The organism is uncultured Streptococcus sp., assembly GCF_905372115.1.
In the GTDB taxonomy this organism is placed as follows: Bacteria; Bacillota; Bacilli; order Lactobacillales; family Streptococcaceae; genus Streptococcus.
This window is the reverse complement of record NZ_CAJPNR010000049.1, coordinates 1-16175: the sequence shown is the minus strand read 5'-3', so window position 1 is coordinate 16175 and position 16175 is coordinate 1. Positions and strand designations below refer to the sequence as shown.

The 16175-nt window shown below is 44.0% G+C and carries 16 protein-coding genes and 1 pseudogene; 15 read left to right on the top strand and 2 right to left on the bottom strand.

Going from position 1 to position 16175, the window contains the following annotated elements; translation table 11 throughout:
- The 15 genes from QZ169_RS10180 to QZ169_RS10110 form a co-directional block, all read left to right on the top strand.
- Positions 1-785: M3 family metallopeptidase (locus QZ169_RS10180; protein WP_295506807.1), on the top strand; the 785-nt coding region annotated here is incomplete at its 5' end.
- 1 nt (position 786) lies between these two features.
- Positions 787-1470, top strand: coding sequence for an O-methyltransferase (locus QZ169_RS10175; RefSeq protein WP_295506805.1), 684 nt, complete (start codon positions 787-789; stop codon positions 1468-1470).
- A 113-nt stretch (positions 1471-1583) separates the two neighbouring features.
- Complete coding sequence (gene prsA / locus QZ169_RS10170; protein ID WP_295506804.1) at positions 1584-2591, top strand: peptidylprolyl isomerase PrsA; 1008 nt, start codon at positions 1584-1586, stop codon at positions 2589-2591.
- A 140-nt stretch (positions 2592-2731) separates the two neighbouring features.
- Positions 2732-3313 carry an LURP-one-related/scramblase family protein gene (locus QZ169_RS10165; protein ID WP_295506802.1) on the top strand — a complete coding sequence of 194 codons (582 nt, stop codon included), beginning with the start codon at positions 2732-2734 and terminating at the stop codon, positions 3311-3313.
- 39 nt (positions 3314-3352) lie between these two features.
- Positions 3353-5971, top strand: coding sequence for an alanine--tRNA ligase (gene alaS, locus QZ169_RS10160; protein ID WP_295506801.1), 2619 nt, complete (start codon positions 3353-3355; stop codon positions 5969-5971).
- Positions 5972-6213: 242 nt separating this feature from the next.
- Positions 6214-7236 (top strand): N-acetyl-gamma-glutamyl-phosphate reductase, encoded by a 1023-nt coding sequence (gene argC, locus QZ169_RS10155; RefSeq protein WP_295506799.1) that lies wholly within the window; start codon positions 6214-6216, stop codon positions 7234-7236.
- Positions 7237-7253: 17 nt separating this feature from the next.
- A complete protein-coding gene (gene argJ / locus QZ169_RS10150; protein ID WP_295506797.1) occupies positions 7254-8447 on the top strand; it encodes a bifunctional glutamate N-acetyltransferase/amino-acid acetyltransferase ArgJ in 1194 nt (397 codons plus the stop codon).
- An 11-nt stretch (positions 8448-8458) separates the two neighbouring features.
- Positions 8459-9196 (top strand): acetylglutamate kinase, encoded by a 738-nt coding sequence (argB, locus tag QZ169_RS10145; RefSeq protein WP_295506796.1) that lies wholly within the window; start codon positions 8459-8461, stop codon positions 9194-9196.
- Positions 9197-9198: 2 nt separating this feature from the next.
- Complete coding sequence (locus QZ169_RS10140; protein ID WP_295506794.1) at positions 9199-10341, top strand: acetylornithine transaminase; 1143 nt, start codon at positions 9199-9201, stop codon at positions 10339-10341.
- Positions 10342-10497: 156 nt separating this feature from the next.
- Complete coding sequence (locus QZ169_RS10135; RefSeq protein WP_312022687.1) at positions 10498-10707, top strand: helix-turn-helix transcriptional regulator; 210 nt, start codon at positions 10498-10500, stop codon at positions 10705-10707.
- A gap of 97 nt (positions 10708-10804) precedes the next feature.
- Positions 10805-11569 carry a DUF3169 family protein gene (locus tag QZ169_RS10130; RefSeq protein WP_295506791.1) on the top strand — a complete coding sequence of 255 codons (765 nt, stop codon included), beginning with the start codon at positions 10805-10807 and terminating at the stop codon, positions 11567-11569.
- Positions 11570-11597: 28 nt separating this feature from the next.
- The gene (locus tag QZ169_RS10125; RefSeq protein WP_295506790.1) at positions 11598-12140 is read left to right on the top strand and encodes a DUF3267 domain-containing protein; all 543 of its coding nucleotides are present in this window, start codon (positions 11598-11600) and stop codon (positions 12138-12140) included.
- Complete coding sequence (locus QZ169_RS10120) at positions 12137-12838, top strand: CPBP family intramembrane glutamic endopeptidase (protein ID WP_295506788.1); 702 nt, start codon at positions 12137-12139, stop codon at positions 12836-12838. The genes QZ169_RS10125 and QZ169_RS10120 overlap by 4 nt, the downstream gene beginning before the upstream one ends.
- A 21-nt stretch (positions 12839-12859) precedes the next feature.
- The gene (locus QZ169_RS10115) at positions 12860-13513 is read left to right on the top strand and encodes a CPBP family intramembrane glutamic endopeptidase (protein WP_295506787.1); all 654 of its coding nucleotides are present in this window, start codon (positions 12860-12862) and stop codon (positions 13511-13513) included.
- A gap of 161 nt (positions 13514-13674) precedes the next feature.
- Positions 13675-14592, top strand: a complete 918-nt coding sequence (locus tag QZ169_RS10110; RefSeq protein WP_295506785.1) for a diacylglycerol kinase family protein — start codon at positions 13675-13677, stop codon at positions 14590-14592.
- 110 nt (positions 14593-14702) lie between these two features.
- Here QZ169_RS10110 and nrdF read toward each other — a convergent pair whose 3' ends face one another.
- Together nrdF and QZ169_RS10100 are read right to left on the bottom strand one after the other, a co-directional pair.
- Positions 14703-15662, bottom strand: coding sequence for a class 1b ribonucleoside-diphosphate reductase subunit beta (nrdF, locus tag QZ169_RS10105; protein ID WP_002896021.1), 960 nt, complete (start codon positions 15660-15662; stop codon positions 14703-14705).
- Between the two features lie 156 nt (positions 15663-15818).
- Positions 15819-16175: pseudogene (locus QZ169_RS10100) on the bottom strand (ribonucleotide-diphosphate reductase subunit alpha); the annotation flags it as partial.

Sequence of the window (16175 nt, the reverse complement as noted above, 5' to 3'; positions counted from 1 at the left end):
CTTTTTCAGAGCGCTGGATTGATGTTCATGAAAATCAAGGCAAGCGCTCAGGAGCTTACTCAGGCGGTTCTTACGATACCAATGCCTTTATGTTGCTTAACTGGCAGGACACGCTGGATAATCTCTTTACTTTGGTGCACGAGACAGGCCACAGTATGCACTCCAGCTACACCCGTGAGACCCAGCCTTATGTCTATGGAGACTATTCTATCTTCCTAGCTGAGATTGCTTCGACGACTAATGAAAATATCCTGACAGAGAAGCTCTTGGAAGAAGTAGAAGATGATGCTACCCGCTTTGCTATCATCAATCACTTCTTGGATGGTTTTAGAGGTACGGTCTTCCGTCAAACCCAGTTTGCGGAGTTTGAGCATGCTATCCACAAGGCAGACCAAGAAGGTCAAGTTTTGACCAGCGAGTTTCTCAATGAGCTCTACGCTGACTTGAACGAAAAATACTATGGACTGAATAAAGAAGACAATCCGCAGATTCAGTATGAATGGGCTCGGATTCCGCATTTCTACTATGATTACTATGTTTTCCAATATTCGACAGGATTTTCAGCGGCTTCGGCTTTGGCTGAAAAGATTGTCCATGGCAGTCAGGAAGACAAGGACAAGTATCTGGACTATCTCAAAGCTGGGAACTCTGACTATCCCCTCAATGTCATCAAAAAAGCAGGTGTGGATATGGAAAAAGAAGACTACCTAAATGCTGCTTTTGCTGTCTTTGAGCGTCGTCTGGATGAATTTGAAGCCTTGGTAGAAAAGTTGGGACTGGCATAAGATGGTCGAGACTTATAATCAAAACTCTAATCCCAATATGCGTCGGCCAGTGGTCAAAGAAGAAATTGTAGACTTTATGAGACAGCGTCTCCAGCCGGTCACTGGTGGACTCAAGGAGCTGGAGGATTTTGCCAGAGCTGAAAATGTACCTGTGATTCCCCATGAGACAGTAGCTTACTTCCGTCTGTTACTCGAAAGCCTCCAGCCTGAGAAGATTTTAGAAATCGGTACGGCTATTGGTTTTTCAGCCCTTTTGATGGCGGAGCATGCTCCTCTGGCTCAGATTACGACTATTGACCGCAATCCAGAGATGATTGAGCTGGCCAAGGCTAATTTTGCTAAGTATGACAGCCGCCAGCAAATTACGATGCTAGAAGGTGATGCGGTGGATTTGCTTGAGACACTAGAGGATTTCTACGACCTTGTCTTTATGGACTCTGCTAAGTCTAAGTATGTGGTCTTTTTGCCTCAAGTCCTCAAGCGCCTCAATCCTGGTGGTCTGGTCCTCATTGATGATGTCTTTCAAGGCGGCGATATTGCCAAGCCTTTTGAAGAAATTAAGCGTGGTCAACGAGCTATTTACCGAGGTCTGCATAGTCTTTTTGACGCAACTTTGGACAGTCCAGATTTAACTTCCAGTCTACTTCCCTTGGGAGATGGACTGCTTATGATTAGAAAAAAATGACATCTCTGATTTTTTCCTAATTTCCAAAAATTTTTAGTAAAATTTAAGATATCAAGTCAAATTTGTGCTACAATAGAAAACGTGAACTTTTAAGAATAAGGAGTCAATATAAAATGAAGAAAAAAATATTTGCAGGAGCAGTGACACTCTTGTCAGTCGCTGTATTAGCAGCATGTTCCAACTCAGAAGGCAAGGATATCGTGACCATGAAAGGAAACACGATTACTGTCAATGAATTCTATGATCAAGTGAAAAACAATGGTGCAGCTCAGCAGGTCTTGCTGCAGATGGCTATCAAAGACATCTTTGAAGAAAAATACGGCAAAGACGTCAAAGACAAGGATGTTAAGGATGCTTTCGAAAAGTCTAAAACGGCTTACGGTACAGCTTTTGCCCAAGTCTTGGCTCAAAACGGATTGACCGAAGATGCCTACAAGGAGCAAATCCGCACCAATATGCTGGTAGAACATGCCGTTAAGAAGGCTGCTGAAAAAGAGCTGACTGACGAAAATTACAAGGCTGCCTTTGAAAACTACACGCCAGAAGTAACAGCTCAAATCATCAAGGTTGACAGTGAAGACAAAGGTAAGGAAGTTCTTGAAAAAGCTAAAGCTGAAGGAGCAGACTTCAGTCAAATCGCTAAGGAAAACTCTACCGATGCTGCCACTAAGGAAAAGGGCGGAGAAATCAAGTTTGACTCTGGCTCTACTGATGTTCCAGATGCTGTCAAAAAAGCTGCCTTTGCTTTGGAAGAAAATGGCGTTTCAGACCTTGTGACAGTGCCAGATTCACAGTACTCAGCAAGCTACTATATTGTTAAGCTAGTCAAGAAGTCAGAGAAATCTTCTAACTGGAAAGACTACAAAGACAAGCTGAAAAAGATTATCATTGCACAAAAAGAAAAAGATACTAGCTTCATCCAAAGCGTTGTGGCGAAAGAATTGAAAGATGCTAACATCAAGGTTAAGGACAGTGCTTTCCAATCTATCTTTGCTCAGTATATCGAAACGACAGGATCTTCAACTTCTTCATCAAGTGCTGCTAGCAGCTCAAAGAGATCTGAGTCTAGCTCAGCAGCTGAAAGCAGTTCAGAAGAAGCTTCTTCATCAGCCGCAGAATAAGGTTGACGAAAAGACAATAAGCAAGTATAATAAGACTGGTGAGAATTGATTTTTCAAGTTCTTAGTTCAGAGAATTGGCGGTGCTGCGAGCCATCTGAGACGGAGAATCATGCTACTCATCTAGCAAAATAGAATACGAAATGAGAATGACAAGTTCATTGAATGAAGGTGGTACCGCGGTTTTTCGCCCTTCGGACAAGGAACTTGTCTTTTATGTTGACTGTGGAGGTAACATAATGAAAACCTATCTTGTCAAACAGAAATTTCGCTTAGGCGGCGAACGCTTTGATATCAAGGACGATCGAGGAAATGTGGATTACCAAGTGGAAGGCTCTTTCTTCCAGATTCCTAAGACCTTTACTATCTATGATAGTCAGGGTCAAATCGTCAGTCAGATTACCAAGACCCTTATAACCCTCCTGCCCCAGTTTGAAATCAAACTCAGCAGCGGGCATAGCTTTTATATCCGTAAGAAATTCTCTTTTTTACGTGATAAATATAAATTTGATAATTTGGGTCTTCGAGTTGAAGGGAACATCTGGGATTTGAACTTTCGTCTGCTGGATGACAGCAATCAAGTCGTTGCAGAGATTACCAAGGAGCTCTTTCATCTGACCTCTACTTATCAGGTTCATATCTATGAGGAGACTTATTCAGATTTGGTGATTTCCCTCTGTGTCGCTATTGATTATGTCGAAATGCTGGAAAGTTCGTCCTCATAATGCAATTATTTTTAGAAAAAATTTAAGGAGAAAAAATAAATGAAACAAATGTCAAGTGCTCAGGTTCGTCAAATGTGGCTGGATTTTTGGGCAACGAAAGGTCATGCAGTAGAACCATCTGTCAGCTTGGTGCCGGTCAACGATCCAACCTTGCTCTGGATTAACTCTGGTGTAGCGACGCTCAAGAAATACTTCGATGGAACCATCATTCCGGAAAATCCTCGGATTACCAATGCTCAAAAGGCCATTCGGACCAACGATATTGAAAATGTCGGAAAGACTGCCCGCCACCATACTATGTTTGAAATGCTGGGCAACTTCTCTATCGGTGATTATTTCCGTGATGAAGCGATTGAGTGGGCTTACGAGCTTTTGACTAGCCCTGAGTGGTTTGATTTTCCCAAAGATAAGCTCTACATGACCTACTATCCAGACGACAAGGACTCTTACAACCGCTGGATTGCTATGGGCGTTGAGCCTAGTCATTTGATTCCGATTGAGGATAATTTCTGGGAAATCGGTGCGGGACCTTCTGGACCAGATACAGAGATTTTCTTTGACCGGGGTGAGGCTTTTGATCCAGAAAATATTGGGGTCCGTCTCTTAGAAGAAGATATTGAAAACGACCGTTATATCGAAATCTGGAATATCGTCTTGTCACAATTCAATGCTGACCCTGCTGTACCGCGTAGCGAGTACAAGGAATTGCCACATAAGAACATTGATACGGGCGCTGGTTTGGAGCGTTTGGTCGCTGTTATCCAAGGGGCTAAGACCAACTTTGAGACTGACCTCTTTATGCCAATCATTCGTGAAGTAGAGAAGCTGTCTGGCAAGGTCTATGACCAAGATGGCGACAATATGAGTTTCAAGGTTATCGCAGACCATATTCGCTCGCTCTCCTTTGCCATTGGTGATGGCGCTCTTCCTGGAAATGAAGGTCGTGGTTATGTCCTTCGTCGTTTGCTTCGCCGTGCTTCAATGCATGGCCAAAAGTTGGGTATCAATGAGCCTTTCCTTTACAAACTTGTACCAACTGTGGGCAAGATTATGGAAAGCTACTATCCAGAAGTTCTTGAAAAGCAAGACTTTATTGAAAAGATTATCAAGAGTGAGGAAGAGTCTTTTGCTCGTACTCTGCACTCTGGTCAACACTTTGCCCAAGGCATCGTAGCAGATCTGAAAGAAAAAGGTCAAACAGTCATTTCTGGTCAAGATGCCTTCAAACTCTACGATACTTACGGTTTCCCGCTGGAGTTGACTGAGGAAATCGCTGAAGAAGCAGGCATGACTGTAGACCGTGCTGGCTTTGAAGCAGCTATGAAAGAGCAGCAGGATCGGGCTCGTGCGTCTGTCGTCAAGGGCGGCTCAATGGGCATGCAAAATGAAACCCTGCAGGCCATCACAGTAGAGAGTGCCTTTAACTACGAAAAAGAAGAGCTGACAGCTGAACTCCTTGCTATCGTAGCAGATGATGCGGCAGTCGAGTCTGTTGAGTCAGGGACAGCTGCCCTCATCTTTGCAGAAACACCATTCTACGCAGAAATGGGTGGTCAGGTAGCCGATCACGGTCAAATCTTTGATGCAGCAGGCAATCTGGTAGCGCAAGTTACGGATGTGCAAAAGGCACCAAATGGTCAGCCACTGCATACTGTAGAAGTCTTGGATCCTCTGGCTCTGGGTCAAAGCTATAAACTGGAAATTGACCACAGCCGCCGCCATCGTGTTATGAAGAACCATACGGCGACTCACCTTTTACATGCAGCCCTGCATAATGTTCTTGGTAACCATGCAACCCAAGCGGGCTCTCTGAACGAAGTAGAATTCCTGCGCTTTGACTTTACGCATTTCCAAGCGGTGACAGCAGAAGAGCTGCGCGCTATCGAGCAAGAAGTCAATGAGAAAATCTGGGAAGCTCTTGCCATTGAGACAGTAGAGACAGATATTGACACGGCTAAGGAAATGGGTGCCATGGCGCTCTTTGGCGAAAAGTATGGTAAAGAAGTTCGCGTCGTAACCATCGGCGACTACTCTGTCGAGCTTTGCGGAGGAACTCACGTAGGCAATACTTCTGAAATTGGCATTTTCAAGATTGTCAAAGAAGAGGGTATCGGATCTGGAACTCGCCGTATCTTGGCAGTTACCAGCAAGGAAGCTTTTGAAGCCTACCGTGAGGAAGAAGAGGCTCTTAAGGCTATCGCAGCAACCCTCAAGGCACCGCAAATCAAGGAAGTGCCTCACAAGGTAGAAGCGCTGCAAGAGCAGCTGCGTCAACTCCAAAAAGAGAATGCAGAGCTCAAGGAAAAGGCAGCAGCAGCAGCCTCTGGTGAAGTCTTCAAGAATGTTCAAGAGGCAAATGGACATAGTTTTATCGCTAGTCAGGTCTCTGTTTCTGATGCAGGTGCCCTGCGTACCTTCGCGGACACTTGGAAGCAGAAGGACTATTCAGATGTTCTCGTACTGGTCGCAGCAATTGGAGACAAGGTCAATGTCCTTGCAGCCAGCAAGACCAAGGACGTCCATGCTGGTAATCTGATTAAGGAATTGGCGCCGATTGTAGATGGTCGAGGCGGCGGTAAGCCAGACATGGCTATGGCCGGCGGCAGCAAGCAATCCGCTATTTCAGACCTGCTAGCAGCAGTTGCTGATAAGTTGTAATATGAGATAAAAGATAGATGAAAAGGTCTGCTCTTTGGGCAGATCTTTTTCTGTGCTCTTAGGTCGCTTACTTATCTGTATGAGAAGCAAATAAGCCGCTTTAAGACAAGAAATTATGAATGTTCTTTCAAATAATTAATGATATTTCCAAAAACATTGCATAAAAATACAGAAAATACTTGACAAAGATAAAATATGCGAGTAAAATAAAACGCATATTTATACGGAGGTGTTTTAAAAATATGCGTATTTCGATTGTAGGAATTACTGGTTACTCAGGAATGGAACTCCTCCGTATTTTACTGCAGCATCCGCAGACGGAAGTCGTTTCTCTTCATGCCAGCCAAGATATGGAGTCTCCTGTGTCAGAGCTTTATCCCCATTTGAAGGAGATTTGCGACCTGAAAATAGAAGCTTTCGACAGTCAGGAAATGATGAGACGAGCAGATCTTGTTTTCTTTGCAACGTCAAGTGGAGTAGCTAAAGATTTGTCAAAAGACTTTGTAGAAGAGGGATTTCCAGTCATTGATCTTTCTGGTGATCATCGTTTGCCAGGGAATATTTATAAAAAATGGTATCAGAAAGAGCCAGCTGAAGACCATGTTCAAAAAGCGTTTATTTATGGACTGTCTGAGTTTACAGATGTCAGAGGGAAGCGATTTATTGCCAATCCCGGCTGCTATGCGACAGCTACAGAGTTGGCCTTGATTCCCTTGCTGCAGGCTCGGGCTATTGAGCTGGACTCCATTATTGTTGATGCCAAGAGTGGCTTGACAGGGGCGGGGAAAAATCCAGCTGCATCCAGCCATTTTGTTCACGTGCACGACAACTATGTGACTTACAAGCTGAATCAGCATCAGCATATTCCGGAGATTGTGCAGCAGTTGCAGCTTTTTGATGAGAAATTGCAGCAGATTCAGTTTTCAACATCCCTCATTCCGCTCAATCGTGGTATCGTGGCGACAGTTTATTGCAAGTTGAAAGAACCTTTGACTCGAGAAGAGCTGGCTGCTATTTACCAGGAATGCTATCAGGATAAGCCTTTTGTCCGTATTCAAGCAGCTCTGCCGAATCTGCACCAGGTTGTCGGTACTAATTATACAGATATTGGTTTTGACTATAATCCTGTGACAAACATTTTAACTGTCGTGGCTGTGCTGGATAACCTGATTAAAGGGGCTGCTGGTCAGGCAATTCAAAATATGAATTTGATGCTGGGTTTTCCTGAAACAGATGGCCTGCTCAGTCAACCGTCCTATGTCTAGATGAGAAAGGGTCAGATATGAAGAGTATTGATGGAACGATTGCCAGTCCGCTAGGCTTTTCGGCTGATGGTTTACACGCTGGCTTTAAGAAAAAGAAGTTGGATTTTGGCTGGATTGTATCAGAAGTGCCGGCCAGTGTGGCAGGAGTCTATACAACTAATAAGGTCATTGCTGCTCCGCTTCTAGTGACCAAAGCTTCAATTCAAAAGAGCCAGAAATTGCAGGCAATAGTGGTTAATTCTGGTGTTGCCAATTCCTGTACAGGCCAGCAGGGACTGGACGCTGCCTGTGAGATGCAACGATTGACTGCTCAAAAGCTGAAGATTGAGCCCAACTTGGTAGGCCTGGCTTCTACAGGAGTCATCGGCGAGCAGCTTCCAATGGATGCTCTGAAAAACGGCCTGTCACAGATTCTGGTGAGTGGGAAGGCAGAAGATTTTGCTGAGGCTATCTTAACGACGGATACTTGTACCAAGACCTGTGTGGTCACAGAAGAGTTTGGCTCAGATCTGGTGACTATGGCGGGAGTGGCCAAGGGCTCGGGCATGATTCATCCGAATATGGCAACTATGCTGGCCTTTATCACCTGTGACGCTAATATTTCTAGTGCTACCTTGCAAGCGGCTCTCAGTCAGCATGTGGAGACGACTTTCAACCAAATCACGGTTGATGGAGATACATCGACCAATGACATGGTGCTAGTCATGGCTAACGGCTGCCGGCAAAATGAAGAAATTCTGCCAGATACGGAAGAATTTGAAAAATTTTCCAAGATGCTCCGGTATCTTATGGCTGACTTGGCTAAGAAAATTGCCAAGGATGGGGAGGGAGCGACCAAGCTGATTGAAGTTAATGTGCGGCATGCCAAGGATGAACAGAGCGGCCGTATGATTGCTAAGAGTGTCGTTGGATCTAGCCTGGTCAAAACGGCTATTTTTGGTCAAGATCCCAATTGGGGCCGAATCTTAGCAGCTACCGGCTATGCGGGAGCAGATGTCTCAGTTGACAATATTGATATTTGGATTGAGGGGATTCCAGTCATGCAGGCTTCTAGCCCTGTGGCTTTTGACCCCGAGGAGACAAGTGATGCTATGGCTGGGGAGCTGCTGACCTTGACCATAGACCTGCACGATGGGGACGCTGAAGCTCAGGCCTGGGGCTGCGATCTATCCTATGATTATGTGAAAATCAATGCCCTCTATAGGACCTAAGGAGAAATGCGATGAAAGATGTGATTGTTATAAAAATTGGCGGTGTTGCTGCGCAAAAGCTGTCTACTAAGTTTATCAAGCAAATGCAAGAATGGATAGCAGCTGGTAAGAAAATCGTGGTCGTTCACGGGGGAGGTCTGGTCATTAATCAACTCATGAAAGAACGCCAGCTGCCTACTCGCAAGGTTAAGGGGTTGCGGGTGACAGCTAAGTCTGACTTGCCTATCATTGAGCAGGCCTTGCTAGGTCAAGTCGGCCGGACGCTGACACAAGAACTGAACGATTCAGATATTGAAAGCCTTCAGTTGGTTTCACATTTGGGAAAGACAGTTTCGGCAGATTTTATCGATAAAGAGCTCTATGGCTATGTAGGTCAGGTGAAGGCGATTCAAACTGCCTATCTAGAGCAGCTGCTGGATGCGGACATGGTCCCGGTGCTGGCTTCGCTGGGGGAAAATGATGCTGGTGAGCTCTTAAATATCAATGCAGACTATCTAGCTGCGGCAGTTGCCAGAAGCTTGCAGGCAGAGAAGCTGATCCTGATGACAGATATAGAAGGGGTTCTGGAGGACAAAAAAGTTCTGCCCCAGATTCTGACCAGTCAGGTTTCCAAGAAGATTCAGACAGGTGTCATCAAGGGCGGCATGATTCCTAAGATCGAGAGTGCTGTTCAGACTGTGCTTTCCGGTGTCGGGCAGGTTTTGATTGGCGATAATCTTTTGACGGGCACCTTGATAGCAGAGGGATAACGATGACTTATTTATTTGAAAACTACAAGAGGGAACCTATTGAGTTTGTTAAAGCAGCGGGCTCCTATCTAATTGACAGTGAGGGAAAGGCTTATTTGGACTTTTCATCGGGTATTGGTGTAACCAATCTTGGCTTTCACCCGCAGGTCCAGCAGGCTCTGATCCAGCAAGCAGGGCTCATCTGGCACAGTCCCAATCTCTATCTTAGCTCTCTGCAAGAGCAGGTGGCTCAGGAACTGGCAGGTCCTTATGGTTATTTAGCTTTTTTCTGTAATAGCGGAGCAGAAGCCAATGAAGCAGCTATTAAGCTAGCCCGCAAAGCTACTGGCAAGCAAGGAATTATCACTTTTCAGCAATCCTTTCACGGTCGGACCTTTGGCGCTATGGCCGCAACAGGACAGGATAAGATCAAGGAAGGATTTGGTGATGGGGTTCCCCATTTCAGCTATGCGGTTTACAATGATCTAGCCAGCGTAGAAAAGCTAGTCAATCAGGATACGGCAGCTGTCATGCTGGAATTGGTCCAAGGAGAATCGGGTGTTCGTCCAGCAGAAGATGCCTTTGTCAAAAACTTGGCTGATTTTTGCCAACAAGAGGGGATTTTGCTGATTGTTGATGAGGTACAGACAGGTATGGGGCGCACGGGTCAGCTTTATTCCTTTGAGCATTATGGGATTATACCGGATATTGTGACACTGGCTAAGGGTCTGGCTAATGGCCTGCCTGCTGGTGCTCTATTAGGAAAATCCAGCTTAGCTTCCGCTCTTGGACCTGGCAGTCATGGCTCAACCTTTGGTGGCAATAAATTAGTCATGGCAGCTGCCTTGGAGACCTTGCATATCATGAAAGAAGCGGGCTTTCTAGAAGAAGTCAGATCTAAGAGTGATATCTTATTGGAGCAGCTCCAGCTTGCTTTTCAGGACCATCCAAAGATTTCTGCTGTTCGAGGTCTGGGCATGATGATTGGAATTGAAACAAGTATTAGTCTGTCAAGGATTGTTGAAGCTGCTTGCCGGAAGGGCTTGATTATCCTGACGGCCGGAGAAAATGTTATCCGTCTCCTGCCGCCTTTGACTATCAGCAGGGAGGAAATCCAGCAGGGGATTGCTATTTTAAAAGAAGTATTTTCTCAAGTAGATGAATAAAGGCAAAGAATTCAGTTTGAGCTGGATTCTTTTTTGTCTATGATAATAGCACTTTTGACAATGATTATTATTTTTTTGACAAAGATACTTGTCAAAAAGGAAAGAATCTGTTACAATGATTTTATCCAAGGGAGAATAATAAATAAGGAGTTTATGATGCAGCTTAGAAATCGACTCAAGGAGTTGAGAGCGCGTGACGGTCTCAACCAGACAGAACTGGCTAAGCTGGCCGGTGTTTCCAGGCAGACAATCAGCCTTATAGAGAGAGGCGAATATACCCCATCGATTGTGATTGCCTTTAAGATTGCCCATATTTTCAACGAAAACATTGAGAATGTCTTTCAGCTGGTGGAGGAAGCAGAATGAAGAAGCAATTAGAATTCATTTCAACGGGAGCTAAAACAGTCCCTCAGCCTTAGCATTCTTGTATCGTCTATTGTAAAAAAATAAAGGAGAAGAAGTCGTGAAAGAGCAAAAACGTATGTCTACACAGAAAAGAATTTTACACAATATCCTCATATTATTGGCTGGAGCTTTAATAGGTGCCCTCTTCGGTTTCTTTTCTGGTTTAGGTGTCTTTGAAAACTTCAGCTGGTCGTCTGCTTTAAATGTCGGATTGCTGCGCCAGCTAGGCTGGGTTAGTCTTCTCATACTCTATCCGCTGACCTTTTTCCTGATTTATCAAACCCGGAAATATCATGAAGCCTATGAGAAAGAAGCGGATGAGGATAAGAATTATGAATGGTACCGTCTGGCCTTTAAACATTTAGAGTATGCTACTATCTCCTTTAATATCAGCAGTGCTGTTGCTCTTTTTACAATTTTAGTCGGAGCTGTTTATATCGGAAATATCACGAACGATAAGAGCCCTCTTCAATGGAGCCATATAGATTGGGTGATTGTGATTCTGCTCATCATTTCACAGATTGTATTTTTTAAAACACTCCAGAAAGTTCGTCATTATAAGTTTTCGGCCTTCCCGACTACTGAGGAAATAAAAGAATTTGTGCTCTCTTATGATGAATCAGAGCTGCAAGCCAATTATGAACAGTGCTATCTTATTCTCTTTAATGTAAATCAGAGACTTCTGCCAGCCCTCTATGTTATTTTAGGGATAGTGGGAACTTTCACACCCCTCAATGTCGTTTCTGGTTTTGTCGTCCTGGTGGTAATCCATATCTATATCAATCTTATGTATTATCCAATGGTAAGAAAATATTTCAAATAAACTTATGTTTCGATGAAAGGCGGAAATTATGAAACTACTGAAAGAACTTGATTTTATCCATAATAAAAAGGTCAATCTGGCTCTGAATATAACGGCCGTGCTGCTGATCTTCCCTTTTCTAGCCCTCTTTACTTGGATTGCCATTCTGATGTATGGCAAGGGCAGCGAAGTTTTTCATTTCTTTGATTTATTCTACCTCCTTGTTCTAATGGTCATCCATGAACTGATCCACGGCTTTTTCTTCAAGGTCTTGGGGGATGAAAATACCAAGGTCAAGTTTGGTTTTAAAAGCGGCATGGCCTATGCGACCAGCCCAGGCAGTCGTTACAGTCGGAAAAGGATGCTCGTCATTATCCTGGCACCATTCTTTCTGATTAGCCTAGCCCTGACCTTGATCTATGCCTTGCATATTCTGACTGCGACTTCTTATATCGTCCTTGCTAGCTTCCATGCAGCCGGCTGTGCAGGAGATTTTTTCCTCGCTGTCGCTATTCTTCAGCAGAAGGGTGATATAGCTGTTGAGGATACGGAAGTCGGTATTAATATTTATCAAAAGGAGAGTACAAAATGAACAACTTCAAATCAACTGCTTTAGGACTTGTAAAATGGATAGGCTTAATTGCTCTTAGCCTCCTTATAAATGTTGCTCCGATGCTATTCTTGAGGCTCGGGAAGAGTTTACCTATATATGCAGAAATCTTATTGGTAGCCTTGTATATGATTTTAGTTTTCCTGATTTTTCGTAGCTTGTGGCGGCGTTATCAGAAGCATGTGCCTGAAGAAAAGAAAAAATTCAAACAGTCTGGCAAGGACATCGGTTTTGCTTTTCTATTCTTTTTCCTTGCCAGAGTGGCTGCTATTGTCGGTGTTTATCTCAATCTCATCCTGAGCGGTAATTCCCAGACCAGTAATGACAGCGCCATACAAGGGCTAGGGGGAATGATGTCTTCGCAGCATATCTTCTTTGCCTTGCTTTTTGTTGCAACGATTGCTTTTATCGCTCCTATCATGGAAGAATTAATTTTCCGCGGTTTTGGGACTGCCTTCTTTTTCAAAAATAATCAAAAAGTTTTGGCTGCCATTGTGACTTCTGTGGTCTTCACCCTGCCTCATATCACCCAATTGACTGAGTTTCCAATTTATTTCGCACTTGGGCTGGTTCTTTATTTATCCTATGCTCGTCGGGGAAATATAAAAGATTCCATGTTGGTTCATATCCTGAACAATCTCCCCATGGCTATAATACTGCTGCTAGCTATGTTTCAGTAAAGCAAACTATAAGGAGTCGCTATGAAATTAAAAACTTTTCTTACTAATTTTGGATTATATTTACTAGCTTTTTTGTCTTATCTCTTTATCTTTTTTACTATAGTTGCCTATACTGTTCGTTATCTGGCAGGGGGATCTTCTCAACTATTGATTTTGCCGATTTTTGTCATACTTGCCAGTCTCTATTCTTTTGCCATGTGGAAATGGTACCGGAAAGATTTGAAACTGGAAATCAAAAATACCAAGCTGACCAGCTCTATCTGGCTTCCCAGCGTCCTCTTGCTTGCTTTTATCATCTTCCAGCAGCTCGTTCCTATTGAATCTTCTGCCAATCAGAACACTGCTGTACAGTTGATTCAGCAGCAGCCAGCCTTTGCCTTCCTATACATGGTAATCTTTGCTCCTATTCTTGAGGAGTTGCTGACAAGAGGGTTTTTGGCTAAGTTTCTCTTTCCTGACCAAAATAGCTTGGCGAAAATCCTGCTCTATTTAACTGTATCTGCCAGCTTTTTCTCTCTTCTGCACATGCCGGGCAATCTAGTCCAGTTTCTGGTCTACTTCATCTTGGGAGCAATCTTTGGCTTAGGCTATCTAGCTAAGAAAGACCTGCGCTACTCAATGGGCCTACATTTGGCCAATAACCTCATTGCCTTTGTTCTCATTGTCTTCTTTTAATAGAAAAACGAAATATAAGACAGCACTTCTAAAGTTAGACAGAAAAATCTAACGCAAGAAGTGTTTTTCTGTAAAATTGAGTTTAAATACCAAACTGCTTTTCTGGTCTTTCAAAAGCTAGCAGTTTCAAATTCTTGTGAAAGTGTTTTCCAGATGGTATAATGAGCTATCAAATGAAAAGAGGTTTCCTTATGTCTAAAGTCCTATTAATTGTCAACCCTAGCTCGGGAGGAGAAAAAGCCAAGTCCTATGAAGACTTGGCAAGGGAAAAGCTGGCAGAATGTTTCGATGAGGTAGTGGTTAAGCATACTGAAAAAGGCGGAGACGCAGCAGCTTTTGCTAAGCAAGCGGCAGAAGACCATTATGATAGCGTCTTTGTCATGGGTGGCGATGGAACAGTCAATGAAGGAATCAGCGGTCTGGCTGAACTAGACTATCGTCCGACCTTTGGTTTCTTTCCACTTGGTACGGTCAATGACTTGGCGCGTGCTCTCGGCATTCCTCTAGACGCTGAAGAAGCCATCCAGAATCTCGATATCAATAAAGTCAAGCCGCTTGATATCGGCAAGATTAATGACCAGTACTTTATGAATGTAGTTGCCATTGGAACTATTCCAGAGTCGATTAACAATGTAGATTCTGAAGACAAGACCAAGTGGGGCAAGTTTGCCTACTTTATCTCTGGCTTCAAGCAGTTGATGGATACTAGTTTTTACGAATTTCACTTGAAGATTGATGGAGAAGAGCGTACGATAAAGAGCAGTACCCTCTTGATTGGCTCTACCAACTCAATCGGAGGTTTCGAGAGCATTCTCCCTGAAGCTACTGTCAATGACGGCTTGCTCCATCTTTTGTATCTTAAGGATAAAAATCTCTTGGACACCTTGGTTTCTGTGCCGGATTTGATTTCAGGCAATGGTGAAGAAAGTGATAATATCGAGTATCTGACCTTTAGGGAAATCACAGTTGAGTTGGCTGATGACAAGGCAGAACTCAGCGTCAACGTTGACGGAGATGAGGGTGACCAACTGCCAGTAACAATTCGTGTCTTGCCATCTCATTTGAATGTGTATTGCTAATTATTTTGGGAAAACCAGAAAAGCTAGATGATATTTGCTTTATTTGTTTTCCTTGCTAGTTTAGATTACAAAACCCTCTTTCCGTATTTTGGAAAGAGGGGCTTTTTGTCTTATAAACCGTAATTATAGTCGTCGTCCTGCATGGCTTCGACTTCGCCCAGCAGGTAGCCGTTACCCACTTGGGAGAAGAAGTCATGGTTGGAAGTACCGGTTGAGATACCGTTCATGACGATAGGATTGACATCGTCCGCTGAGTCTGGGAAGAGGGGATCCTGTCCCAGATTCATCAGAGCCTTGTTGGCATTGTAGCGCAGGAAGGTCTTGACTTCTTCGGTCCAGCCGACTGTGTCATAGAGGCTTTCAGTGTAGCCTTCTTCATTTTCATAGAGGGTGTAGAGCAGGTCGTACATCCATTCTTTGAGTTTTTCTTGCTCGTCTTCTGGTAGTTCGTTAAAGGCTAGTTGGAACTTATAGCCGATATAGGTTCCATGGACAGACTCGTCACGGATAATCAGCTTGATAATCTCAGCAACGTTAGCCAGCTTGTTATTACCCAGATAGTAGAGCGGAGTGAAGAAACCAGAGTAGAAGAGGAAGGTTTCCAAGAAAACGCTGGCTATTTTCTTTTCCAGAGCTGTACCATTCAGGTAAATCTCATTGATAATCTCAGCTTTCTTTTGCAGGTATGGATTGGTGTTGGTCCAGGCAAAGATTTCATCAATTTCTGACTTGGTGTTGAGCGTAGAAAAGATAGAAGAATAGGACTTGGCGTGAACGGACTCCATAAATTGGATGTTGTTGAAGACAGCTTCTTCGTGAGCAGTGCGTACATCCTTGCGCAGGGCATCCACACCAGACTCAGACTGGAGGGTATCCAGCAGGGTCAGGCCACCGAAGACCTTGCCAACCAGGTCTTTTTCCTTGTGAGACAGCTTTCTCCAGTCATCCAGGTCATTGGATAGGGGAATCCGCGTATCCAGCCAGAATTGCTCAGTCAGTTTTTCCCAGGTGGACTTATCGATCACATCTTCGATAGCGTTCCAGTTAATGGCTTTGTAGTAAGTTTGCATTCTTTCTCCTTTAGTAGATGGTACGACCTGATGTGGTATCAGCTATCCCTTCTTGGATACTGTCCTAATACTTCACGATTTTACCTTCCTGACAATGATGAGGAAGGTAAAATTGTGACATGGTCGAATTTTCTTTTCTTTTTCTAAAATCTCTTGTTAGATGACACAGCTCTCACATTGGTTGGCACCGACTTCGCCGCCATCATCAGTAAAGGTACGGACGTAGTAGATGGACTTGATTCCCTTGTTGAAGGCGTAGTTACGCAGGATAGAAAGGTCGCGGGTTGTCTGCTTGCTTTCTTTTTTCCATTCGTAGAGGCCTTTAGGAATATCGCTGCGCATAAAGAGAGTCAGGGAAAGACCTTGGTCCACGTGCTCAGTTGCGGCTGCATAGACATCGATCACCTTGCGCATGTCCATGTCATAAGCACTGGTGTAGTAAGGGATAGTCTCAGTTGACAGACCAGCAGCAGGATAGTAGATCTTACCGATTTTCTTTTCTTGACGTTCTTC

Excerpts from the sequence above, each read along its gene's own strand:
- QZ169_RS10175 (WP_295506805.1), top strand. The coding sequence starts at position 787 with ATGGTCGAGACTTATAATCAAAACTCTAATCCCAATATGCGTCGGCCA.
- prsA (WP_295506804.1), top strand. The coding sequence starts at position 1,584 with ATGAAGAAAAAAATATTTGCAGGAGCAGTGACACTCTTGTCAGTCGCT.
- QZ169_RS10165 (WP_295506802.1), top strand. The coding sequence starts at position 2,732 with ATGAGAATGACAAGTTCATTGAATGAAGGTGGTACCGCGGTTTTTCGC.
- alaS (WP_295506801.1), top strand. The coding sequence starts at position 3,353 with ATGAAACAAATGTCAAGTGCTCAGGTTCGTCAAATGTGGCTGGATTTT.
- argC (WP_295506799.1), top strand. The coding sequence starts at position 6,214 with ATGCGTATTTCGATTGTAGGAATTACTGGTTACTCAGGAATGGAACTC.
- argJ (WP_295506797.1), top strand. The coding sequence starts at position 7,254 with ATGAAGAGTATTGATGGAACGATTGCCAGTCCGCTAGGCTTTTCGGCT.
- argB (WP_295506796.1), top strand. The coding sequence starts at position 8,459 with ATGAAAGATGTGATTGTTATAAAAATTGGCGGTGTTGCTGCGCAAAAG.
- QZ169_RS10140 (WP_295506794.1), top strand. The coding sequence starts at position 9,199 with ATGACTTATTTATTTGAAAACTACAAGAGGGAACCTATTGAGTTTGTT.
- QZ169_RS10135 (WP_312022687.1), top strand. The coding sequence starts at position 10,498 with ATGCAGCTTAGAAATCGACTCAAGGAGTTGAGAGCGCGTGACGGTCTC.
- QZ169_RS10125 (WP_295506790.1), top strand. The coding sequence starts at position 11,598 with ATGAAACTACTGAAAGAACTTGATTTTATCCATAATAAAAAGGTCAAT.
- QZ169_RS10120 (WP_295506788.1), top strand. The coding sequence starts at position 12,137 with ATGAACAACTTCAAATCAACTGCTTTAGGACTTGTAAAATGGATAGGC.
- QZ169_RS10115 (WP_295506787.1), top strand. The coding sequence starts at position 12,860 with ATGAAATTAAAAACTTTTCTTACTAATTTTGGATTATATTTACTAGCT.
- QZ169_RS10110 (WP_295506785.1), top strand. The coding sequence starts at position 13,675 with ATGAGCTATCAAATGAAAAGAGGTTTCCTTATGTCTAAAGTCCTATTA.
- nrdF (WP_002896021.1), bottom strand. The coding sequence starts at position 15,662 with ATGCAAACTTACTACAAAGCCATTAACTGGAACGCTATCGAAGATGTG.